At 54.9% G+C, this 22,960-nt stretch carries 20 protein-coding genes and 1 tRNA gene; 4 read left to right on the forward strand and 17 right to left on the reverse strand.

The window, feature by feature from the left end:
• Nucleotides 1-691 precede the first annotated feature (691 nt).
• On the reverse strand, nucleotides 692-1,462 hold the full coding sequence (locus QVZ43_RS08570; protein ID WP_302909587.1) for a PEP-CTERM sorting domain-containing protein: 771 nt from the start codon (nucleotides 1,460-1,462) through the stop codon (nucleotides 692-694).
• Between the two features lie 1,112 nt (nucleotides 1,463-2,574).
• Here QVZ43_RS08570 and QVZ43_RS08575 point away from each other — a divergent pair.
• Nucleotides 2,575-3,168, forward strand: coding sequence for a PEP-CTERM sorting domain-containing protein (locus tag QVZ43_RS08575; RefSeq protein ID WP_302909588.1), 594 nt, complete (start codon nucleotides 2,575-2,577; stop codon nucleotides 3,166-3,168).
• Nucleotides 3,169-3,584: 416 nt separating this feature from the next.
• Here the strand turns inward: QVZ43_RS08575 and QVZ43_RS08580 are convergent, their stop codons facing one another.
• The 9 genes from QVZ43_RS08580 to rpsU all read right to left on the reverse strand — a co-directional run bounded on the left by QVZ43_RS08580 (nucleotide 3,585) and on the right by rpsU (nucleotide 12,606).
• Entirely contained in the window at nucleotides 3,585-4,304 is a 720-nt protein-coding gene (locus tag QVZ43_RS08580; RefSeq protein WP_302909589.1) for a hypothetical protein, read from the reverse strand.
• A gap of 914 nt (nucleotides 4,305-5,218) precedes the next feature.
• Nucleotides 5,219-5,551 carry a hypothetical protein gene (locus QVZ43_RS08585; RefSeq protein WP_302909590.1) on the reverse strand — a complete coding sequence of 111 codons (333 nt, stop codon included), beginning with the start codon at nucleotides 5,549-5,551 and terminating at the stop codon, nucleotides 5,219-5,221.
• Nucleotides 5,548-5,772, reverse strand: coding sequence for a helix-turn-helix transcriptional regulator (locus tag QVZ43_RS08590; RefSeq protein ID WP_302909591.1), 225 nt, complete (start codon nucleotides 5,770-5,772; stop codon nucleotides 5,548-5,550). The genes QVZ43_RS08585 and QVZ43_RS08590 overlap by 4 nt, the downstream gene beginning before the upstream one ends.
• A gap of 101 nt (nucleotides 5,773-5,873) precedes the next feature.
• Nucleotides 5,874-6,827: a hypothetical protein gene (locus QVZ43_RS08595; RefSeq protein ID WP_302909592.1), complete on the reverse strand. Its 954-nt coding sequence runs from the start codon at nucleotides 6,825-6,827 to the stop codon at nucleotides 5,874-5,876.
• A 96-nt stretch (nucleotides 6,828-6,923) separates the two neighbouring features.
• Nucleotides 6,924-8,159, reverse strand: a complete 1,236-nt coding sequence (locus tag QVZ43_RS08600) for a tyrosine-type recombinase/integrase (RefSeq protein ID WP_302909593.1) — start codon at nucleotides 8,157-8,159, stop codon at nucleotides 6,924-6,926.
• A gap of 200 nt (nucleotides 8,160-8,359) precedes the next feature.
• Nucleotides 8,360-8,436, reverse strand: a tRNA-Ile gene (locus QVZ43_RS08605).
• Nucleotides 8,437-8,537: 101 nt separating this feature from the next.
• The gene (rpoD, locus tag QVZ43_RS08610) at nucleotides 8,538-10,391 is read right to left on the reverse strand and encodes an RNA polymerase sigma factor RpoD (protein WP_302909594.1); all 1,854 of its coding nucleotides are present in this window, start codon (nucleotides 10,389-10,391) and stop codon (nucleotides 8,538-8,540) included.
• 122 nt (nucleotides 10,392-10,513) lie between these two features.
• Nucleotides 10,514-12,238: a DNA primase gene (dnaG, locus tag QVZ43_RS08615; RefSeq protein WP_302909595.1), complete on the reverse strand. Its 1,725-nt coding sequence runs from the start codon at nucleotides 12,236-12,238 to the stop codon at nucleotides 10,514-10,516.
• A gap of 152 nt (nucleotides 12,239-12,390) precedes the next feature.
• On the reverse strand, nucleotides 12,391-12,606 hold the full coding sequence (gene rpsU / locus QVZ43_RS08620) for a 30S ribosomal protein S21 (protein WP_223795898.1): 216 nt from the start codon (nucleotides 12,604-12,606) through the stop codon (nucleotides 12,391-12,393).
• 240 nt (nucleotides 12,607-12,846) lie between these two features.
• Between rpsU and tsaD the strand changes: the two genes are divergently transcribed.
• On the forward strand, nucleotides 12,847-13,905 hold the full coding sequence (tsaD, locus tag QVZ43_RS08625) for a tRNA (adenosine(37)-N6)-threonylcarbamoyltransferase complex transferase subunit TsaD (protein WP_223795899.1): 1,059 nt from the start codon (nucleotides 12,847-12,849) through the stop codon (nucleotides 13,903-13,905).
• Between the two features lie 13 nt (nucleotides 13,906-13,918).
• On the opposite strand, the gene plsY is transcribed toward tsaD, so the two are convergent.
• The gene (gene plsY, locus QVZ43_RS08630; RefSeq protein WP_302909596.1) at nucleotides 13,919-14,512 is read right to left on the reverse strand and encodes a glycerol-3-phosphate 1-O-acyltransferase PlsY; all 594 of its coding nucleotides are present in this window, start codon (nucleotides 14,510-14,512) and stop codon (nucleotides 13,919-13,921) included.
• 133 nt (nucleotides 14,513-14,645) lie between these two features.
• Here plsY and folB point away from each other — a divergent pair, with 133 nt between their 5' ends.
• Nucleotides 14,646-15,002 (forward strand): dihydroneopterin aldolase, encoded by a 357-nt coding sequence (gene folB, locus QVZ43_RS08635; RefSeq protein WP_223795901.1) that lies wholly within the window; start codon nucleotides 14,646-14,648, stop codon nucleotides 15,000-15,002.
• Entirely contained in the window at nucleotides 15,002-15,526 is a 525-nt protein-coding gene (gene folK, locus QVZ43_RS08640; RefSeq protein ID WP_302909597.1) for a 2-amino-4-hydroxy-6-hydroxymethyldihydropteridine diphosphokinase, read from the forward strand. The genes folB and folK (QVZ43_RS08640) overlap by 1 nt, the downstream gene beginning before the upstream one ends.
• On the opposite strand, the gene pgi is transcribed toward folK (QVZ43_RS08640), so the two are convergent.
• The 6 genes from pgi to QVZ43_RS08670 form a co-directional block, all read right to left on the reverse strand.
• Nucleotides 15,509-17,170, reverse strand: coding sequence for a glucose-6-phosphate isomerase (gene pgi / locus QVZ43_RS08645; protein WP_302909598.1), 1,662 nt, complete (start codon nucleotides 17,168-17,170; stop codon nucleotides 15,509-15,511). The genes folK (QVZ43_RS08640) and pgi overlap by 18 nt on opposite strands.
• Nucleotides 17,170-18,042 (reverse strand): pantoate--beta-alanine ligase, encoded by an 873-nt coding sequence (panC, locus tag QVZ43_RS08650; RefSeq protein WP_302909599.1) that lies wholly within the window; start codon nucleotides 18,040-18,042, stop codon nucleotides 17,170-17,172. The genes pgi and panC overlap by 1 nt, the downstream gene beginning before the upstream one ends.
• On the reverse strand, nucleotides 18,039-18,833 hold the full coding sequence (gene panB, locus QVZ43_RS08655) for a 3-methyl-2-oxobutanoate hydroxymethyltransferase (RefSeq protein WP_223795905.1): 795 nt from the start codon (nucleotides 18,831-18,833) through the stop codon (nucleotides 18,039-18,041). The genes panC and panB overlap by 4 nt, the downstream gene beginning before the upstream one ends.
• 146 nt (nucleotides 18,834-18,979) lie before the next feature.
• Complete coding sequence (gene folK, locus QVZ43_RS08660; protein ID WP_302909600.1) at nucleotides 18,980-19,492, reverse strand: 2-amino-4-hydroxy-6-hydroxymethyldihydropteridine diphosphokinase; 513 nt, start codon at nucleotides 19,490-19,492, stop codon at nucleotides 18,980-18,982.
• A complete protein-coding gene (gene pcnB, locus QVZ43_RS08665; protein ID WP_302909601.1) occupies nucleotides 19,489-20,862 on the reverse strand; it encodes a polynucleotide adenylyltransferase PcnB in 1,374 nt (457 codons plus the stop codon). The genes folK (QVZ43_RS08660) and pcnB overlap by 4 nt, the downstream gene beginning before the upstream one ends.
• A gap of 693 nt (nucleotides 20,863-21,555) precedes the next feature.
• The gene (locus QVZ43_RS08670) at nucleotides 21,556-22,953 is read right to left on the reverse strand and encodes a sigma-54-dependent transcriptional regulator (protein ID WP_302909602.1); all 1,398 of its coding nucleotides are present in this window, start codon (nucleotides 22,951-22,953) and stop codon (nucleotides 21,556-21,558) included.
• Nucleotides 22,954-22,960 lie beyond the last annotated feature (7 nt).

A 22,960-nucleotide genomic window follows, 5' to 3' on the forward strand; every position in this document is an offset into this window, starting at 1 on the left:
TTCTGTCCAGTCCTTGTCCGCCATACGGAGAAAACTGACTGGTACGTTTGTTCAGGTTTAATTTTATGGGGATCTGTCGCTTCGGACGTTGACCTATTTGACGGGCATTTGGCTTCGGTCGATCATGAGTCGCACGAAGTCAGGAAAAAATATCGATAAAACAGAAGGTAACGGCATGTTTATTCTGTTTGCGTGGTATGGCTTCAAGGTTCGTTGAATGCTGAAATTGTGAATAGCTTCAATGTTCCCTGGATTTGTTTCCCATAGGAGAACCGTGGTCGGGCACAGTGCCAGTAAAACTTACGGCACGGTCAGTCGAACGCAGGGATGCTTGATATCAAGAGAAAGGGGGGGCGTCAGGGCCATCGGACAAGGTTTGGGAACTGGAAGCGGGGCTTCTTGACACCCGCAATGAAGCTCAGCTAAATCGGATGCTTGAAGCGCGTCAGAGAGCTCATATTTGTTTTCATACCAATTTGAGCCAGTTGACTCGGTGGAGCTGGCCGGGCTATCGCCATTAGCGCAAGCATTTGACGATAGAGCTTCGTGTCAGGCTGTAAAAAATACTGACACGATTAGATTCTCGGCTCCGAAGGTCGTGTTAGAGGCTGATTGCTCTGAGAAGTGAGTTCAGGCTTTAAAAGGCCCCGCTTTGCGGGGCCAAAATTCACCTTGTGTCCCCTAGGCTCGGTTAAAAAAGACGCCGTCTGAAACCAAGTGCAGCGAGAGCCAATCCTAACAGTCCAAGAGTGCCCGGCTCAGGTACGTTTCTCGGCGGTGTATCCAGGTCAACGAGTTTGAGGCTGCCATCGAGCTGGTCTCCAGACCGCTGCAGTCGCATGAGGGCTCCATCAACTGTCAACACCTCCGTATAGTCGAAACTGGCAAAACCGTCCAAAACTCCAAAGTTGGCGACAGCGTAGTTGTTAACGTTGCCTGTCTGTGCAGCATCGAAGTCAATGAAGTCGAGAAAAATACCGTTGAAAGACGAACCATTGCTGACGCTCTGAGTACCCTCCGAGACATTCCAGTTACTGGTAACATCTGTGTAAGTGGTTCCGTCAGCCTCTAAACGCTCGATATAGAAATTTGACATGTTTGAAAACACGAAATCCGGCGTGAAATCAAAGCCAAAACCGGTAACGAGTGCGTCTATCGAGACATTGTCAATTTCAATTTCATATGTATAGCCACCTCCTCCATTAGCGAAGTAATCGATAGTAATCGAACCGCCTTCATCCCCGGCGCAATTAGCAGGGTCTACGGTGCCGTCGCACGAGAAGTTGAAGGTCGTGGGAACTGCGTACGCCGTTCCTGCAAAAGCAAGGAAGGCCAACATGGGTAGAATTTTCTTGAACATCGTTTGCACTCTTCTGTAGAAGTGTGAATTCAGGTCTGCGTATGGGATCAAAAGCAGAATGGTCACCGCACTGACACCAACTCCTTTCAATTCCCTTTCCACATTCACCACCTGCGTTCAATTAATCGGGGCGTAACGGCATCCTCTCTAAGAACAAAGTGACCTTCCCTGAGCCCCTGGTTTCGCTACTGGAGGCTGGTGCCTTGATGGCGTACCGTCCTAGAAGCAGGTACTGCCAAAGAATATGAGCAGAGATCGTGCCAGTACATGTTGGTTCCAAAGATGTAATTTTTCTTCCTGCACAGAGAAAATTACTCCGAAAAAAAACAGGATATTATGTCAATACATGTCAATAACCGATTTGTTAAATGCTTCTTAAAATTGCTGTGAAATATTCCGTCACTTTCTGGGATGTAAAAATGATCGACAGTGACTGGAAGCGGTAATGGCCGAGCGAATTCAGCGCGGAGCGCCGGAACTTTCCGGTTCTTCGCGAAGGTCTAGGGAGGGAGTCGAAGAAGACTCGAACCCATCGGACCAAAAATATAGGTATCAATGAAAAACAGTTGAATCTTTCGCAACTTGCATCACAGGCCCGGCCTGTGCCTATTCCTTGCTCTACTGAAATGAGTGCCTTGCCTTGCCCCGACCTTATCAAGACCGGGCCATTGCGAGACAGCCATTGCTTTCTTTCGGCCCCTGCCTGAGCGGTCCAGGCTTATCACAGGTTTAAAGATGTTCCCCCTTAAAAAGTTGAGGATTCTTGGGATGTTGTGGATAAAACGTCAGCATTTTTTACATGGCCGGGTGTCTCCCAGGCTCGAGTTTGGCCGCCACTTCGCGTGGCTGCGTTGTTCCTTGTCGTAGTCTTATGACGTACGGATCGCTCGAGAGCGTCACAAAAGAATGGCTTCGGGGTGGGAAATTTAGCAGCCGGTGTGTTTAAGGTCGTTCGGACTATTATATGCCGCTACCCGCTTTCGGGCGGCTTTACTGGGTGTTGCAAAATAATACATGTTATTCGATGAGGTCCGGTGTCTAGATATATAGAGTTCTGCTTTAAATAGGGTTTATTTTTGTTGGCATCAAATTTGTATTCGGAAAGGCGAGTGCGAGTTTAGATGCTTTTTTCTTTATCGATGCGGTGAAAGTGGTGTGTACGGAGAGATTTCGTCGCCCGTTTGAAAAAGGCAAGGAACATAAGAATCCCTAGGATGGGGGAAAAAGTGATGAAGACGCTTATTCAGTCCGCAGCAGTGGCTGTATCAATGATAATGGCCAGCGGAGCTTCGGCGTATATGCTTGATGGCGTGGATGTAGGTGAGTTGGACGGGCTGATCGGGTATACCGACAACCTGAATGAAAACCCGGATGGCGCCTGTACCAGTGGCCCTTCAGGGAGTGGGCACGCATCCGAGTTGTGTTGGGTAAACAATCTGCTCGCCGAGGATGGTGTGGGCCCAACAACCTATGTAGAGGCCAATAAGGTTCCAGATCAAGAAGCATTACTGGTGGATGGTGAGTCCTCGATTTATGCGTTTGAACTCTCTTACGAGTCACAGTATATCCTGTTGAAAAAATCTGGTGTCTGGGCTCTGTTGGAAAACGAATTTAATCGGGGCTGGGCGGTATTTGATACGTCACTCTTACCTGCGGGTCTGAACCTGCCGGACCCTGGTGATAGCCAGTGGGTTATCAGTCACATTGCCCCGCTGGGAACAGATGTGTCAGTGCCTGAGCCCGGCTCGTTGGTTCTCCTGGGGTTGGGGTTGGTTGGTCTGGGTGTTGCACGCCGCAAAGTCAGCTGATCCCATTTGCACAAAGGCTGCTGGAAAGCCCCGGTTTCGCCGGGGCTTTTTTGTTGCCCGGTGATTTCTCACTAATGTTCGCGTCAGGATAAAGATAAGTCTTTTGGGGTTGGGGCGAGGTTCCAGCCAAAGCTGCACTAAAGGGCTTTGCCCTATCGGTGGCTGAGCCGGTGAGACTGTGGACCGTCTCTGGATGTTGCCAAAAATGGGTTTGGGAGTTTGAAATGGTGGGCCCAGCTTCCACCGAATTTAATTCTTAACTATATGAAAAATAGGTATTTGGTTTTTTGGTGGTTTTTATGTACCCCCTTATATACCCCCATTTCTGACCGGCTAACACATTCGGTCGCTATGTCTTTTTTCCGGGGCATCACGGTTAGAGGTGATGTTCGCTGGAGTTATTAGTGTCGAGCCGCCTACGTAGTGGAATCCCTTTTTCTGTATCTAGCGAACAGCATCATGCTAAGGCTGAGCACCAGCAGGCTATAAAGAGATGTCTCGTCTACATAGAAAGGTGGGGTTATACGAGTCCACTTCGCATAAACGAAGGGATCAGGATAAGCTGCATTAATGTACTGATATGCATCCTGGTCAACAAACCAGTCACTGCTAGTTGATACGCTGACCCGGTCAATAACCCTCGGATCTCCTCCTACCCCTATGTTTAACGCACCATGAAGCAAGAATGGAACGGGGTCATCTGCCCAGCTCACTTGTCTCTCCTCCAAGCCGTACGGTGTGATGACAAGGCAATCGGTTTGGCTAACATGCCAGATACGACCAAAGCAATTAAAACCCGAACCCAGCGAGAAAGTAATGCTATCTACCACGTACCATAGTGCCTTCGACGCGGATCTAGCATCCTCTTCGGTCTGAAATGCAAAGTCATCGTCTGGGTTATCGCAACCATCGAATACACTGATGCAGCTTGCGCGACCATCGAAAGTGACTGAGTAGTGTGATTGGTTGACTCTTATACCATTAATTTGAACGATGGTTGTTACTTCTTCTAAACCCCCACCGTATAGTTCAACATGCGAATCTTCTAGTTCATATGTGAGCGGTATTGCAAACGCTGTCGAACAAAAGGTTAGTAGCAGGACGGCTAGACCAGAAAGCAAGAAGCGGATCGTCATAGAAATGTCCTTATTTCTGATTGCGTAGCGATTGAGTGGTTGAAGTTTGTTGAGCACGAATCGTGCCGACTAGCGTGACACTTTTTAAGTGTCTGTATTTTTAGGTTTAACCATCGGAACAGTAGTAGGTGGACTTTTAAACCGTATAAATACTCGACATAAGATCCTGGCGCCCCGCTGAGAGATTGGCTGAAATTGTCCAGCAAAGTGAGTTAGCGATAGTTGCGTGTTTTGCTGGCGGTCTTGCTGATGAGGGCGCGGAACTTCTGCATCCCCCCATCTGTTCAGGCTCAAACGGTATTAGAAGGTAAGGCATCGCCCTCCCCTGGTAAATTATAAAGGTGTACGAATTGCGAGTAGTGAGGCTTGGGTTTGGGGTATGACTGATACAAATTGCGGGTAGTGCCCCCAGCCAAGGGGGCAGGTTCATGGGCACTGATACAAATAGGGAGCAAGTCGATACTGATAGCGTGCAACGATTGCGTTTTAGGCTGCCTTTTTCAGTTCATCTATTTTAGGTGGATTTAGATAAAGGGCGCTTGGCCCTTGGGTAGGTCTTACGTCGAGTTTGCCTTTGCATTCATCTATCGGCCGCCAGGTGATGGCGTAGAGCGAACACCGGTTTCGGCCTCCCTGCCGAGTTATCTCAATTAGCCCTGCATTAAGTAGCGCCTTGAGGGCTTTGTCTAGCGTTCCTGGCGATTTCCAGCCTCTATCTCGCATTACTGACCATGGGGCGCAGAGGTCACCGTTGTTGTTGCCTTTAAATTGAGCTGCAATATCGACTAGTAGTTTTACTGCCCAGCCATTCAGGCCTCTATAGGCTTGGCTGTCTATAACGGGGTGAGGGATGCCCAGGAAGGGGGATCGCCCCGCCTTCCCAGTCATCCTTGCGCGTCGGTCTTTCGCCATCGCTAAGCCGCCTTATCAGCTTCTGATGAGGCTGGTGAGTCTGGCTGGATTAGGTGTCTCGCCAGTTCGCGCGACTCTGGCAAGAGGTGGTAAACCCCAGGGCGAGTAAGTAAACCATCGCGGTCTATTTTTTCTACTCGCTCAGTATCGATTTTTAAAAGGAAGTTTTTCCTCAGTTCTTGGATGTAGTGAGGACTGTTGCTGGCTCCTGCTACTCGGTCTGCGGTTTCACGGGGGAGTGGCCCTGCGAGCAGTGCGACGATTAACCGGTAAAGCCTCGCGGTGATATGATGGCGCAGGCGCTTTGCTGTGGTGGCGAGCGCTTCTTTTTTCATGCTGCTTCTCCCATACGCTCTGCGATCCATTGACGTATTGCCGATTCGGGCCACGCTACAGCTCGCGCTCCGATTTTTACGGCTTTAGGGAATGTGCCATCGGCCATGCCTTCGTAAATTGCACTGCGGCTTCGGCCAGTAATTGCTTCTACTTGCTTGCGGCGCAACATTCGTTCAATTTGCTGTTGGCTTGGATCTGAAGTTCTTGCTCGTTCGGTCATTTCGGATTACCCCTTGGTTCCGATTGGATTCGGGGTAATCCTCCTATAGCTGGCAGGTTAGTGGTGACGGTTGTCAAAAATAGGTGACGGCTGGCAGAGGCCTATTTCTGAAATTCCGGACACGCCTTGAGTGAGTCGGAGATGGCTTGGCGCACAATGGTTTCACTGAACCCGTGCGGTGTGCGGTCGCTGGTTTCGTCTCTAAGGTGTTCTGTGGCTATTCGGGCAAGCTGTAGCGCATTTGGCTTGGTGCCGTGTCGATAAGTTGGATGCCTCTCTGCCAACCCTATTGCGAGGGCCGCCAAAGCTCTCTGGGTGCGCCTGAGTTCCGGCTCTGCCCCAGCCTGTGAGAGATCCTGATTTATTGGCTGAGTGCTGGAGAGGCTGAGATTGTTATCTGTGAGTGAGTCTATGAGCTGCCGCAGGTGCGGTTGCGAGACGACAATACTTGAGTCTCGAGGCAAGCGTTGCTGTGGTAGAACGTAGTCTTTTGGTTCCCAGTCTGTTGTATCTGTGTCTTCGAATATTTCCGTCTGGTGGACTAGGGCGTAGTACTCTTGAGTTTCGGAGTGTTGTAGAACAATGGGGCCCAGCCGAGGGTCCAAATCTGTCTCGTTTCGCGATGGGGCGTCGGTAGAAAGAAGTGACTTGAGTTGTTGCCCGAGGAGGGATGGGTTGGCGGTGTGCTCAATCATGGGGAGGCTCCAGAGGCCCGATGCTTGAGTGAGATGCTCAAACTCCGGCTCAAACAGTTTTTCTCTGTTTACTGCAAAGGCCCACTCCAGTCGTGTATGCAGTCTTAATAGTGCAATCAATGCAGCTGGGTCTTCTCTGGGGTCGGACGATGGAACGTACTCGTTGTGAGCGTTAGGAGTTTCCCGATACGGAACGACTTGTGTTGCGTCCGGGATAATTAACGAGAGAGTGAGCTGTTCTTCGCAGGCTAATTGAATAAGGTCCCTACAAGTAACGGACTCGTCAAATATTAGAGATAAATGAGATGCTGCATCTTCGAGAGTTAGCCATCTTTTCAAGCTAGCGAGCTTTTTCAACACCTGCGCTCCCTTTTGCGCCCCTAGAATTAAAGCCGCGTCAGGCGGGTAGGGCTCCCGCTTTTCTCCTGGCCTGGATAGACGCGGCCAAACTTATTATTAGCTAATGTTGTGATGAATAGGTGTGAGGTTGTTTTTTGGCTTCTTCAGGTTGTCTAGGTAATCCGCCCACTGCTGCATCATAGATTTGCGTTCTGGCAGCCAGGTTGTCCGGTTGTAGGCTCTGCCGTGAACGTCTCTCACTCTATGGGCCATCTGCATTTCAATGATTTCGGTTCTGAAGCCCAGGCGCTCTGTCAGCACTGTCTTTGCCATCGCTCTGAAACCATGAGCTGTCATGACCCCTTGTAGCTCAAGGCGATTCAGCGCCGCTGTAATGGCGTTCTCACTCATCGGGCGTCCTCTACCATGACCGCTGGGAAAAACCCATTCCCGATTGCCGTTAATTCCCTCTAACTCATGGAGTAGCTCAATTACCTGGTCAGCCAGCGGGACGATTAGCGGCTCGCCGTTTTTGGTGGTATCGGTAGTCCATGTTTTCGTCTTCCAATCAATCTCATTCCAGCGCATTTGTCGAAGGTTTCCGGGGCGCAGGAAAACATAAGGGGAAACCTTGAGCGCTAAGCACACGGTAGGGCTTCCCCAGTAGGTATCTATTGTTCTTAGCATGGCCGCTATTTCATTAGGCGTGGTGACAGCCGGGTGGTGTTTGACGTTTGGGGCGGGGAGTATCCCTCTGAGGTCAGCTGTAACGTCCCGTTGCGCACGGCCTGTGCTTGCGGCGTACCTGAACACCTGGCCAACGAGCGTTTTTAGTCGGTGGGCGTTGTCTACGTGGCCTTTGCTTTCAATCTCGCGCAATACCGCAAGTACATCGGGAGGCTCTATTTCTGAAATCGGAAACCGGCCTAGCTTGGGGTAGGCGTACATTTCCAGTCGGCGTTCATTCTTGGGATAGGTAGTAGCTCCTACGTTTTTCTTATGCACTTGTTCCAGCCATTCCAGCGCTACCGCTTTGAACGTTGTGGCAGAGGCTTTTATTTGCGCTACTTTCTCTCGCTGGCGGTGGGCTACTGGATCGATATTGTTAGCCAGGAGGCGTTTCGCTTCGTCGCGTTTTACGCGGGCCTCCTTGAGGGAAACTTCAGGATATACCCCCAAAGCTAATAGCTTTTCCTTCCCACTGTAGCGATATTTCATTCGCCAATAACGCCCAGCTTTTTGAACGTCCAGAAAGAGGCCTGCGCCATCAGCCAGCTTTTTTCGCTTGCCAAACCTGCTGAACGTTGCGTGCCTTATCGCTGTTTCAGTCAGCTTATTGGCAGCTCTGGTCATGGGAGGGGCTCCGAATTGGGGGTATTTTGGGGCTAAAAATACGCAGTTCAGAAAACGTACCCCCAACAATACCCCCTAAAAACCTTGGTTTCTAGCGGCTCGCTCTGGAATTGTCAGGAATGTGTTGAGTAGATAATGCCTTAATTTGCAGGTGGTTATAGGTGAGTTGAGTTCCGGAGAATTCTTTGGAGGGTAAGGAATGGTGGGCCCAGCTGGACTCGAACCAGCGACCAAGGGATTATGAGTCCCCTGCTCTAACCAACTGAGCTATAGGCCCATGCAAGCGTCTGCTTTTGAAGGGATGTTTCCGGAGAGGAAACAGGCGGTCGCCATTATACCGGGGAGGTCAGGCGCCCGCTACTGTTGCGGCAGTCGAGTTCAGCCGTTACCGCTGCCCTGGTCGTCGATGAATCCGCGCAGGTGATCGGAGCGGGACGGGTGGCGCAGCTTGCGCAGGGCCTTGGCTTCGATCTGACGGATACGCTCCCGGGTTACGTCGAACTGCTTACCGACTTCTTCCAGGGTATGGTCGGTGTTCATTTCGATACCGAAACGCATCCGCAATACCTTGGACTCCCGGGCGGTCAGGCCGGCCAGCACAGAGCGGGTGGCTTCGCGCAGGCCTTCGGCCGTGGCTGAGTCCACAGGCGATAGAGCCTGGATGTCTTCGATGAAATCCCCCAGATGGCTGTCTTCATCGTCGCCGATCGGGGTTTCCATGGAGATCGGCTCTTTGGCGATCTTCAATACCTTGCGGATCTTGTCCTCTGGCATGTCCATGCGCTCACCCAGTTCTTCCGGGGTGGGCTCACGACCCATTTCCTGCAGCATCTGCCGTGAAATGCGGTTCAGCTTGTTGATCGTTTCGATCATGTGAACCGGGATCCGGATGGTCCGGGCCTGGTCCGCGATGGAGCGGGTGATGGCCTGACGGATCCACCAGGTCGCATAGGTGGAGAACTTGTAGCCGCGACGGTATTCGAATTTGTCTACCGCTTTCATCAGGCCGATGTTGCCTTCCTGGATCAGATCAAGGAACTGCAGGCCGCGGTTGGTGTACTTCTTGGCAATGGAGATCACCAGACGCAGGTTGGCCTCGACCATTTCCTTTTTTGCCCGGCGAGCCTTGGCTTCGCCAATGGAAACCCGGCGGTTGATTTCCTTGATATCCGCAACGTCCAGGTCGACATCGGTCTGCAGGTGCTGGATACGCTTCTGCAGGCGAGTGATTTCGTCGGCACGGTCGGCGATGGCGCCGGCGTAGGGCTTCTTGCTGCCAGAAATGTCCGCTGCCCAGTCAAGATTCACTTCGTTGCCCGGGAAGGTCTTGATGAAGTCCTTGCGAGGCATTTTGCAGTCGCGCACACAGATCTGCATGATGGCGCGCTCGTTTTCGCGAACCATCTCGTTGGTTGACCGAACTACGTTGACCAGTTCGTCAAACGCTTTATTGGCCAGTTTGAACGGCGCGAATACCTGACCCAGTTCGTTCAGGGCTTCCTGGGTTTTTTTGTGACCGCGACCGTGTTTGTTCAGGGCTTTTTCGGCAGCGTCCAGCTTTTCCCTCAGCAGCTCAAAACGCAGTCGGGTTTCTTCCGGATCCGGGCCGTTGTCCGTTTCTTCGTCGCTGTCGGAATCGTCATCGTCGTCGTTGGAATCGGCGGAGTCGTTGGATGAGTCAGCGGTGCTCTCTTCACCCATGAACGGCTCGGCATCGTCCGGATCGAGGAAGCCTGTGACGATGTCACTGATGCGCCCTTCGTTCTCAAGAATGCGCTCGTAAGCCTGGATGACGGTGCTGGCTGTGCCCGGGAAGTGGGCGACAGCGGCCATGACATCGCGAATGCCTTCTTCGATACGCTTGGCGATGACAATCTCGCCCTCGCGGGTCAGGAGTTCGACGGTACCCATTTCCCGCATGTACATGCGAACGGGGTCGGTCGTTCGGCCAGCGTCGGTTTCCACGGCCGCCAGTGCCGCTGCGGCTTCAGCCGCGGCCGCTTCGTCAGCGGTGGAATCACCCTCGGTCATCAGCAGGGTGTCGGCATCCGGTGTTTCTTCAGTTACCTGGATGCCCATGTCGTTGATCATGCGAATGATGTCTTCGACCTGATCCGGGTCAGCGATGTCTTCCGGGAGGTGATCGTTTACCTCAGCATAGGTCAGGTAACCTTGTTCCTTGCCCCGTGCAATGAGGTCTTTCAAACGTGATTTTTGCGAATTGCCCGCCATAGACACCCTGTGAACTCGCTCTTGAAGGAAAAAAACTTAAACAGCCATTATAGCTGTCGCTCAAATACGCTGCCACCGACTGCTTAGATGGTGATCGGTTCAGCTAGTTTCAAGTGTTGCTGTTACTGAGCGCGATTGCTCAGGTCTCTCAGTTCCTTTCGCTCCTCACTGGAGAGGTTGGCGAAATTGCGTAACAGTGCTGCCAGTCGCTGTTGTCTGGATGCTTCCTCATTGGGGCTCAGAAGTTCCCGTGCGGCATCCAGTGTGCTTTCCCTCGGGGGAATATGTTCGATGTCGTCGAACATGTGGTAGAACCGTTCTCTGGCCTGTCGATCAAATGCCAGTTTCCGTACCAGCGTTTTCTTGTCGCTGATCTGTTGGCCGGTGATCCAGTCTGCGAAGTCCAGTGCCCGGCGGAACTGCCGGGAGCTTCTGGCCAGCTCCGAGACGTCTGCTGCCAGGTCCGGCGATTCCAGCAGGGCAAGGCACAACACGCTGTCCTTGCTGAGCCGAACGTCAATGCGTTCCTCGGTGACCCGATTCTTCCGGTCTTTCGACCAGTTGCCCTTGTAGTCGCCTTTGCGGTCCTGCCACTGCTTTCGGTTGCTGCACAGACGAAGCATTTCGTGCCACATGGCATCCCGGAGGGTGCTTTTGGGCATTTTGTTCAGCAGCGGCTCCGCCCGGGATCTCAGTTCGCCCCGGTTCTCCGGCAAATCAAGATCGAGTCCCTCGCTCTGCCGCTCAAACAGGAAGCGGGAGAAGGGTGTGGCGCCTTGCACCCGCTCTTCAAAGGCTTCGCGACCTTCTTTCCGTACCAGTGTGTCGGGGTCTTCGCCCTCCGGCAGCATCAGGAACTGCAGGTGCAGGCCGTCTGCCATCAGTTCGAGCGCGTTTTCCATGGCCCGGTCCGCGGCGCGGAAGCCTGCCTGGTCGCCATCGAAGCAGAACACAATGTGACGCACGTGCTTTAAGAGCGCGTTCAGGTTGTCCTGGTTGGTCGCCGTGCCAAGCGTTGCCACTGCGTAGTGAATGCCATGCTGCGCGAGAGCGATGACATCCATGTAGCCTTCCACGACCAGCAGTTTGTCCAGTTGTCTGAGCGTTTGCCGAGCCTCATAAAGTCCGTAGACTTCCCGGCTTTTGTGGAACACATCAGACTCCGGAGAGTTGATGTACTTGGCCTTGTCATCCCCCAGAGTGCGGCCTCCAAAGGCCACTGTCTTGCCGCGGGTATTGCGAATCGGAAACATGACCCGGTTGCGGAACAGGTCCCGTGGGCGGCCATACTTGTCCGAAACCGTGCCTGTTTCGGTCAGGCCGGTTTTGAGGTCCGCGGGTGTGGCGTCAAACAATGCCGTGCCAGTGCCAGAGGCAAACCCCAGCTGGTATTGCTGAATAATATTGTCATCCAGCCCCCGCTGGGAGAGATAGTCCCGGGCGAAGCCACCCTGGGGGCCGGCGAGGGAGGCTTGGTAGAACCGGTTGGCGAATTCCAGCGCATCGGTCAGTGACCGTGATTGCTGCATCTCTTGTCGCGCCGCCTGGTCATAGGGCACTTCCATTCCCGCTCGCCTGGCCAGGTCTTCCACCGCCTCGTTGAAGCTGAGGCCTTCCAGTTCCCGGATGAAGCTGATGGCGTCGCCGTGGGCGCCACAGCCGAAGCAGTGGTAAAAGCCTTTGTCTGGCCGAACATTGAACGACGGTGTTTTTTCGTCGTGGAACGGGCAGCAGGCCTTGTAGTTTGCGCCGGCTTTTTTCAGTTGAATGCGGGAACCGATCAGCTCTGCCAGATCAATACGATCAAGCAGGTCTTCAATAAAACGCTGAGGGATCAGTCCGCTCATGAAGACTCCAGGAAAACCGCGGGTTGGGGGAGATGGCCATAGCTAAAAATGCCGCCGAAGCCAGGCCTCGGCGGCATTTTTAAATTGCACTGTTTAGCCTGAGGCCAAACAGGCAATCGATCAAGTTGCAGTCAAGCGAGGTCTGTCAAAAATTAATACAGACGCTCGAACTTGCGCTGTTCCCGCTGAAGCTTCTTGAGATGACGCTTAACGGCAGCAGCTGCTTTGCGCTTGCGAACAGTAGTCGGCTTTTCATAGTGCTCACGACGACGTACTTCGGACAGGACACCCGCCTTTTCGCAAGAACGCTTGAAGCGACGCAGTGCTACGTCAAACGGTTCATTCTCTTTCACTTTGACAGCTGGCATTCGAAAATCACCTACCTGATTAGATTCGGTTTTGTTTGCTCCGACTGGCATTGCCTGGTCGGCTCGATCCCTGGTCAGATTGGTTAAAACTCGACCAGTGCGTATTTTAGGGCGGCCATCATAGCGCTTGGCTCATGCTCAGGTCAATGTTTGTTCGATGAAACTGACGGTACGTTTCGGGTTTCTGGTAGACTTACCGCCCTCAGATAACTCCGTCGATGATGGTGGCACCGGATATTTATGCTGATCCTTGGTATTGAGACGTCCTGTGACGAAACAGGTGTGGCGTTATACGACACAGAACATGGTCTGCTCGCACATGCCTTATTCAGTCAGATTGATATGCACGCGGACTACGGCGGCGTTGTGCCGGAACTGGCGTCCCGGGACCATGTTCGTAAACTCCTGCCCATGTGTGACCAGGTGCTTGAGCGCGCGGGTCGGACGCGGGGGGATATCGAAGGCATTGCCTACACCGCCGGGCCTGGCCTGATTGGTGCTCTGATGGTGGGCGGCTCCGTTGCACATGCTCTTGGGTTTGCTTTGGGAATACCTGTTCTGGGTGTTCACCATATGGAGGGGCATTTACTGGCCCCCATGCTGGAAGAAAATCCGCCGGCGTTTCCGTTTGTCGCGCTGTTGGTGTCCGGTGGCCACACCCAGCTTGTGCGAGTCGATGGTATCGGGGCTTACGAAATGCTCGGAGAGTCAGTTGATGACGCAGCCGGAGAAGCCTTCGACAAAGCCGCCAAGATGCTGGGGCTCGATTATCCCGGCGGGCCCCGGGTTGCGGCACTGGCCGAGCAGGGAACGCCGGGACGCTACAAATTTCCCCGGCCGATGACTGATCGCCCCGGGCTGGATTTCAGCTTCAGCGGTCTCAAAACCTTTACCCTGAATACGGTACATGCTGCCCAGAAAGAAGAAGGGACGTTGTCGGACCAGACTCGTGCCGATATTGCCCTGGCGTTCGAGTCTGCGGTAGTTGATACGCTGATGATCAAATGCCGGCGGGCACTCGAGCAGACCGGATGCGATCGCCTGGTTATCGCCGGTGGCGTCAGTGCCAATCGTCGCTTGAGAGCTTCGCTCGAAAAAATGGCCGGCAAGCATGATGCCCATGTGTTCTATGCCCGGCCGGAGTTCTGTACAGATAACGGGGCGATGATTGCCTACGCCGGTGCCCAGCGATTGGCCGCTGGACAGCGGGACGGAGAACGGATTGTTGCCGTACCCCGCTGGCCTATGAATGCTCTGCCTGCCATCGACGAACCGAGATCCAGCGGTCTGGTGGACTGACTGCTGGTCCGTTTTAGAGTCCGGACTCCCGATTCTGTGCCAGCCGAATCAGGTTGTTGCGATGACGCACCACGATCAGGAGCGTCAGCAGGCCGAACAGCGGCAGGGTGTCCGGTTCTACCAATGCGCTGATTGCCGGGCCGCTGACAACAGCGATAAGCGATGCCAGTGCTGAAATGCGCCACCGCCACATCACCACTGTCCAGATGGCCGTCATTATCAGTGTGGTGGCCGGTGCCAGCGCCAACCCGGCACCAAGGGCAGTAGCTACACCTTTTCCGCCCTTAAATCGATAGAAGACCGGAATCATGTGCCCGGTCACGGCGCACAGGGCAACCATGGCCTGTGCCGTGATTGACAGCCCACTGTTGTGTGCCAGCCATACCGGAAACCAGCCTTTTGCAGCATCCAGAGCAAGCGTTGCCACTGCCGGCTGCCAACCGCCAATCCGGTAGATGTTCGTTGCACCGGGGTTGCCCGAACCCTGGGCGCGCGGATCCGGCAGGCCCCAGCACTGACTCACTGGCAGGGCAAACAGTACCGAGCCCATGATGTAGGCAGCTGCGCACAGCAAAACGGTAACAATGGGCGGTTCGAGTGCAATCATCGGAAACTCTCGGACACAGACGTCTTTATTCGGGTGTGAGAAACTAGTGGTTGATTCCTGATCAGTGTTTCAACAGTAAACGTTGGTTATGTGGGGTTCAATTGGCAAAGAGTGGAATAGCACGGGAGTTCTCTTGGCAGATAGTGTTCTGATCGAAGGTCTGGAAGTTGAGACGGTTGTTGGGGTCTATGACTGGGAACGGAGGGTGGATCAGCGATTGCTCGTGGATCTGGAGATGGCCTGGGACAATCAACTCCCCGGGCGGACCGACGACGTCAGCGATGCCCTTGATTACGCGGCCGTCAGTGAGCGGGTCGTTGCCTGCCTGAGAGAGCTGAAACCTCAGTTGCTTGAGCGTGGCGCTGAGGTGTTGGCTGGAGATCTTCAGGAGGTGTTCGGAATTTCCTGGTTACGGCTCACTCTGAGAAAGCCCGGTGCCGTGCCTGCGGCACAGTCAGTTGGCGTGCGCATCGAACGGGGACAGCGCTGATGAGCGATGGCGTCCGGGTATTCGTCGGTATAGGCAGTAATGTCGACCGCGAGCAGCATCTTGGTGTTGCCCTGGACGCATTGTCTGACTGGTTCGGTGCCCTGGACCTTTCGCCTGTATATGAGAGTGACGCCGTTGGGGGCGTCGGTGCGCCCTATCTGAACATGGTGGCGGCCTTTCAGGCGGACTGGACGGTCGGGGAGCTTTCGGATCGTTTAAAGGCACTTGAAGATGCCCATGGCCGGCGTCGCGGTGAGGAAGGTGCCGGAGAAAGGACGCTGGATGTGGATATCCTTACTTACGGTGAACAGGTCGGGATCGTAGATGGTGTGGAGTTACCCCGTGCGGAGATCCTGAAAAATGCCTTTGTGTTAAAGCCTCTGGCCGACCTTGCGCCGGACCGGCTGCATCCGACGTGCGGCCAGACCTACCTCGAACTCTGGCGGGCTTACAATGGATGCCAGCAGCTTCGGCCAGTCAGCTTTGCATGGCGTGAACGCCAGTTGTCAGAGGTCGTTCGCTGAACGGAACATCCGGATCAGGTGGTGGGTTGAGCTGTCACTGTCAGCCTGAACGTCCTGTTCGCCCGTCAGCTGCGGCAGAATCTTTTTGCCCAGTTGCTTGCCCAGTTCAACGCCCCACTGGTCGAACGAGTTGATGCCCCAGATTGCCCCTTGCACAAAGGTCCTGTGTTCGTAGAGCGCAATTAACGCACCCAGAGTCTCTGGGGTCACTTTCTCCATAATCAGCGTGTTGCTGGGCTTGTTGCCAGGAATCACCTTGTGGGGTGCCAGTCTGTCTATCTCGCTCGTGCTCAGGCCCTCATCGGCTAATTCGGAGCGAGCCTCGGTCAGCGATTTGCCCGCCATCATGGCCTGGGACTGGCTCAGGCAGTTGGCAAACAGGTCCGCGTGATGCCTGGCCACCGGGTTGTGGGTCTTGAGCGGAATAATGAAATCCACCGGAATCAGCCGGGTGCCCTGATGGATCAGCTGATGGTATGCGTGCTGGCCGTTGGAGCCAGTCCCGCCCCAGATCACCGGTCCGGTGTCGGTGCTCACTGGCTGACCCTGCGCGGTCACGCCCTTGCCATTGCTTTCCATGTCGAGCTGCTGGAGGTAGTCCGGCAAGCTCTGCAGGTATTCGTCATAGGGGATAACGGCGTGGGTGCCGGCCTGCCAGAAGTCGTTGTACCAGATGCTCAGCATGGCCATAACCACTGGGAGATTCTGATCCAGCGGGGCTTCGGCGAAATGTTCGTCCATCGCATGGGCACCGGCGAGCAGGGCCCGGAAGTTGGCCATGCCAATCGTCAGCGCAATGGGCAGGCCTATGGCGGACCACAGTGAGTAGCGGCCACCTACCCAATCCCACATCGGAAAAACCTGTTTCTCGTCGATCCCAAACTCTTCGGCGGCGGCAACGTTGGCGGTCACCGCCATAAAATGCCGGGCAACGGCGTCATGGTCGCCGCATTGCTCCACGAACCATTGGCGGGCGACCTTGCTGTTTTCCAGTGTTTCCCGGGTTCGGAAAGATTTTGACTGAATCAGGAACAGGGTGGTTTCGGGATCGACCTGTTGCAGGGTCTCGCAAATATCGGTGCCATCGATGTTGGCAACAAAGTGGCAGCGGATCCCGGTCTGCTGGAACGGCTTGAGTGCTTCGCACACGAGCCTGGGACCAAGGTAAGAACCGCCAATGCCAATGCTGACAATGTCGGTGAACGCTTTTCCGCTGTACCCGACGATGGCGTGTTCGGCGATGCCGGAAACAAAACGCTCCATCCGGTTCAGGGTTGCATGTACCTCGGCCACCACATCCTGACCATTAACGAGTACCGAATGATCGGCGGGTTTGCGCAGAGCTGTGTGTAAGGCCGGGCGATCTTCGGTCTTGTTAACCCGTTCGCCGCTTAATAATGCGGAGCGCTGTTCGTCCAGTCCGCAAACGCGGGCAAGAGCCATCAGACCTTCGAGGATGTCGCCATTGAGCCGGTTCTTGGAGAAATCCAGAGACAGGCCGGCGGCCTCGATGAAATATCGGTCAGCACGGGTTGGATCGTTTTCGAAGAGTTGCTTCATGGGCAGGGAGAGCAGCTGGTCCCTGTGCTGCTCAAGCGTACGCCACTCGGGAGTCTGGGTCGGGTCTGCGGACGTGGAGGGCATCATGAATTCCTTTTCGCCAGGTCGCCTCGAGTCATCGTCACGTTGTCAATCAGGCGGGTGGTGCCGAGGAAGGCAGCCGCCAACACGGTAAGGTTAGTATCCTCACTGGTGGCGGGCTTCAGCGTGTCGCTGTTCACAATGTTGAGGTAATCGGGGCGTAATCCGGCCTGAATCAACGCGTTTTTGGCCTCGTTCTCCAGTGCCGGGAAATCGGACCGACCATCACCCAGTTTTCGCGCCGTATCTTCAAGCGTGCGGTACACAACCGGCGCTATGTGTCTCTCTTCTTCGGACAGATAGCTGTTTCGGGAGCTCTTTGCCAGGCCGTCTTCGTCGCGGACCGTAGGCGCGCCTATGACCTCAACCGGGATGCATAGGTCCTGAACCAGCTTCCGGATGACCGCCAGTTGCTGAAAATCCTTTTCCCCAAAGACGGCGATGTCGGGCTGGACCATGTTGAACAGGATGGTTACTACCGTCGCTACTCCCTCGAAATGCCCGGGGCGACTGCCACCGCAGTGGCCGTCACTGACGTCAGGCACAACGACCTGGGTCTGTTTGGCCAGGCCTTCCGGGTAGACCTCGTCGATTGACGGAGCAAACACCAGCGTATTACCGGCCGCTTCCAGTTTCTCCTGGTCATCGGCGAGGGTTCGCGGGTATTTGTCGAGATCTTCGCTGGCACCGAACTGCATCGGGTTTACGAAGATGCTGGTAACCACCACGTCAGCGGCTTCGCAGGCTTTGCGAACCAGAGAAATATGCCCCTCGTGCAGGTTGCCCATCGTCGGTACCAGGCCGATGGTTTTATCTTGCAGGCGGTAACCGCGGAGGATGGTCCGGAGTTCTTTTAAGGAATGTACAGTTCTCATGCCTTGAACGTGTGCTCCTCGGCAGGAAATGTGCGATCGCGAACGGCGGAAACGTAGGTGCTAATGGCTTCGTGTACAGAGCCTGCTTCGGCCAGGAAGTTCTTTACGAAGCGAGGCTTGCGTCCGGGGGTGATACCGAGCATGTCATGCAGTACCAGCACCTGCCCGTCGGTTTCCGATCCCGCGCCGATGCCGATGACCGGCGCCTTGACCGCCTGAGTGATACGCGCTGCCAGAGGTGCAGGCACACATTCAAGGAGAATAATGTCGGCGCCGGCGGCGACCAGTTCGCAGGCATGCTCTATCATCATTTCTGCGGCTTTTTCGTCACGGCCCTGAACCTTGTAACCGCCAAATTTGTTGACGAACTGCGGGGTCAGACCCAGGTGGGCGCATACCGGAACGCCGCGCTGACTCAGTGCGCGGATGGTGTCCTTCATCCAGTCCGTGCCCTCCAGCTTGACCAGATGGGCACCGGCCCGCATCAGTTGTGCGGCGTTTTCCAGGGCGGATTCCACGGTGCCGTAGGTCATGAATGGCATATCGGCCATGATCAGGGCGCCACGGTTGCCTTGCGCGACGCAGCGAGTGTGGTACTCCATCTGCTCCATGGTCACTGGTAGCGTGCTGTCGTTGCCCTGCAGAACCATGCCGAGTGAATCCCCGATCAGGATGACATCGACACCGGCTTCGCTGACCACTTGGGCAAAAGTGGCATCGTAAGCGGTCAGAACGGAAAAGGCTTCGCCCTTTTGTTTGTACTCACGCAGGGTGTTGATGGTAACAGCCATAGAATCCTTGCCTTGTGGGTGGATGAGCCCGAAGTTTCGCCGGGGTCGCCGGCTTTGAAGTGCCTAGGGTAATTCCGGGGTATAACTGAGGCAATAGTAACACGAACCTAACGTGGTGCAGCGCCGTGATGCCCCCAGACTGGCGTCTAGCGACTGTCGAAGGGCGATCGGTCGATCGGTGGCAGTTTGCGCAGGGAATTATCCGGACATTGCCGGCGAAGCTCTGCCAGCGGACGGCCGTCCGGCAGGGTGAGATCGGGATTCAGGTCGAGTAGCGGCTGGAGCGCGAAATCCCGGTTGGGGAGTTCCTTGTGGGGCACGGTGAGCCTCGCATCATCGATCAGGTTCTGCCCGAACAGCAGCAGATCGAGATCCAGGGTGCGCGGACCCCAGTGGCGGATTCTCTGGCGGCCGTGTTGGTGCTCAATGTTCTGCAAGTGGTCCAGCAAAATGTGAGCAGACAGAGAGGTTTTCAGCCAGGCTGCGCCATTGACGAAATCCGGCTGATCCTGAGGCCCGACTGGTCGGCTGGCGTAAAATGGCGATTGGGCCACCAGAAGGGTATCTGGCAGGCTGGCCAGCTCCGTCACAGCACGTGCCAGCTGGCCAGTGGGGTCTTCGAGGTTGCTGCCCAGCCCGACAAAGGCATCCGTGCTCACTGGGAAGCCTTTTTTTGTGCGGGTGGTTTGCGCCGGCGCCGACGCTTCTTGGGTGCATCGCTGCTCAACTGGGAAAGCATGCGCTCCTGGTCACGATCGTTGGCTTCCTGGAACTCTGTCCACCACTGGCCGAGTCCCGGCTCGATCTCACCGGCGGCTTCGCGCACCAGCAGGAAATCGTAAGCGGCACGGAAGCGAGGGTGTGCCATCGTGGCGAAGGCTCGCTTGCCCTGCCGGCGAGGCAGGCGCATCTGCATTTCCCAGATTTCTTTCATGGGACCGGAGAACCGCTTTGGGATCGACGTAGCCTGAACCTGGCGGCCAATCACTTTGCCAATGGCACCGTGCAGGGCAGGTTGAACAGGGTCGCCGTTATCCTGCCGGCGTGCCCATTCCACTTGCAGTGCGGGCCAGAGCATGGCGGCAAACAGGAAATAAGGGGTTACGGATTTGCCCTCGGCAATGCGCGCATCGGTATTGCGCAGGGCCTTTCGAATCAGTTCGTCAGAAGCGCCACCTTCAAGGGCTCTGACGGTTTCCGGAAACAAAGGTGCGAGCAGGTTGTAGCGACTGAGTAAGTCGTAGGTTGCTTCGCCATGTCCGGCCGAGAACAGCTTCAGCACTTCATCAAACAGCCGTGCAGACGGTATATGGGACAGTAATGGGGCCAGCTCGCGAATCGGTGCCTCCGTTTCCGGCTCGATGTCGAAACCCAGCTTGGCGGCGAAGCGGATGGCCCGCAGCATCCGTACCGGATCTTCCCGGTAGCGGGTGTCGGGGTCTCCGATCAGTCGGAGCTGACGATTCTGCAGGTCTTCGATACCGCCAGCAAAATCAATCACGCTGAAGTCACGGATGCAGTAGTAGAGCGCATTCACCGTGAAATCCCGGCGCAGGGCATCTTCCTCCTGGGAACCATAAACGTTATCCCGCAGCAGCAGGCCGTGCTCGCTGGTCTGGCGGGCATCCCGGGGCGCGGTATCCTGATCGACTGAATCAGCGTTGCCGCGGAACGTGGTTACCTCGATGATTTCCCGGCCAAAAACCACATGCACAATGCGGAATCGCCGGCCGATCAGCCGGGAATTACGGAACAGGCCGTGGACCTCTTCGGGAGTGGCGTTGGTGGCGATATCAAAGTCTTTCGGCTTGCCGCCGAGCAGAATGTCGCGCACGCCGCCGCCCACCAGGTAGGCCTCGTAACCCGATTTGTTCAGTCTGTGCAGAACCTTTTTGGCGGGTTCGCTGATGACCGATCGGGACACATTGTGCTGGTCGCGGGGAACTTCCCTGCGCTGATATTTTCGCGCTTTCTTTTTTCCGTTGCTGGGGATCAGTGAACGGAGCTTGTCAACGAGTTTTCTAGGCATTGAAATCCGTGGTTGCGTTTTGCCGAGGCGCAAGTGTAACGGTTTGGGAGGGATTTTCCCATGTCTGGTCGGGGCGGGGAAAAACGGGGTGCCAGATAATCAAAAGGCGGATCCGTTTTCACGAATCCGCCTCGAAAGCGTTGACGATCTGCGTTGTTCTTGTTGTTAACGGGATTATTCTTTTTTTACCCCTTTTGCTTATCCTCAACCAGAGGATAAATACCAGCAAACGGAAAGCTTTGAATACACTGAGTGGTCAGAAACATTGTGCAGGTCTGAGGTAGCTGTAGCGTCGCCTCTTGGACGATTCTTCTCTACATCTACAACTCGCACATGCTGTGGGACCACTAAAAAGCCAAGCACCCAAAACACTCAGTTCGCTCGCGTTCTTTTTTTGTTTTTGTTGATGAACGCTTTCTGGCAGCTTTTTTGTTTTTGTTTGGCTGCTGCACATCCGATCTTGTTTTTGTTGTTGTGCGCTCTTGATAGAGCAGGGTGCGTGCCAGTTTTTTAAAATCCTTATATAACAATGATTTGTTTTTTTTGTGGTAGGTAGTGTTACCTAGTTCCTGTCCTATGTGTTACCGGATTCGCGTTTCTGCTAGGGAGGGGTGTTACCGTGGGGAACATCGAGGTAACAAATGAGTTAATGTTCACAGTTTGAGAGGGAGCGGGCCTCCGTTATGTGATTGTTCAACTGCCGGATGTCTTTTTTCTGGGAATGCCAAGGCGCTGGCGCCGCTCCCAGAGGGATTTTCGACTGATGCCCAGTTTCTGGGCCAATTCGGTCTCACTCATCCGGTCCTGGTTTTCCAGAACAAAGTGCTGAAAGTAATCTTCCAGGGACAGGTCGCTGCTGTTGTCGTTGTCCGTTGAACGGGGCTGTACATTATTGCCGGAGACCAGGCTTTCAGGGATTTGTTCATCACCGAATTCCAGTTCAAGGTCCAGCAGATCCGGCGTGATAACGTCGCCTTCGCACAGAATGGTGGCGCGCTCAATGGCGTTCTCCAGTTCCCGCACGTTGCCCGGCCAGCGGTGGCGCTCCAGCGTTTGCATCGCCTGGGGGCTCAGATTCAAGTAGGGCTTGCCCATCTTCTCAGCCTGCCGGTTCAGGAAGCGCTTGGCCAAGCCTAGAATATCGCTCTTGCGTTCACGAAGGGGCGGAATGCGGATCTGCATGACGTTCAGTCGATAATACAGATCCTCACGGAACTCGCCGGTGCTGGTCATGGCCTTGAGGTTTCGATGAGTGGCCGCGATCATCCGCACATTCACCTTCCGGCTCTGGGTGGAGCCGACCTTGCGGATCTCGCTTTCCTGAAGCACTCGCAGCAGACGTGCCTGAGCTTCTGCCGGCAGTTCGCCGATTTCGTCCAGGAACAGGCTGCCGCCGTCTGCCGCTTCAATCAGTCCGGTGCGTGCGGACACTGCTCCGGTGAAGGCGCCTTTCTCATGGCCGAACAGTTCCGACTCGATCAGGCTCTCGGGGATGGCGGCGCAGTTGACCGAAATCAGAGGTTTGGACGCCCTTGGGCTCAACACATGCAGCGCCCGTGCGGCCAGTTCCTTTCCGGTGCCGGATTCGCCGTGAATCAGGACAGTGGTCTCTGTGGGTGCCACCTTTCGAATCAGGGTAAACACCCGCTGCATAGGGTCGCATTGCCCAAACATGATGCCAGCAGGGTCACGCTGTTCTTCCTGGTTTTCATTCGATCCTTTGGATGTTGGTCGGGCCTCCGCCGGATTCTGGGCGAGGATGTTTTCAACCGCAGCCAGCATTTCGTCGTGGTCGAAGGGTTTGGCGATGTACTCCACCGCGCCCATCTTCATGGAGTCCACAGCCGACCGCAGGCTGGCGTAGCTGGTCATGATCAGCACCGGTGTGTCCGGCGCCAGGTTGATCAGCTCGGTTCCGGCAGCGCCGGGCAGGCGGAGATCGGAAATGATCAGGTCAAACTGATCTGGTTCAAGAGTCTCTGCCTCTTCCACAGATCCGGCATCAGCCACTTCGTAGCCCGCATGCTGCAGGAGTTTGCGAACCGCTGAGCGGATGATGTCTTCGTCTTCTACTATCAGGATGCGAGGCATAGTCTGA

It is taken from the genome of Marinobacter suaedae (assembly GCF_030519635.1).
GTDB lineage: Bacteria > Pseudomonadota > Gammaproteobacteria > Pseudomonadales > Oleiphilaceae > Marinobacter > Marinobacter suaedae.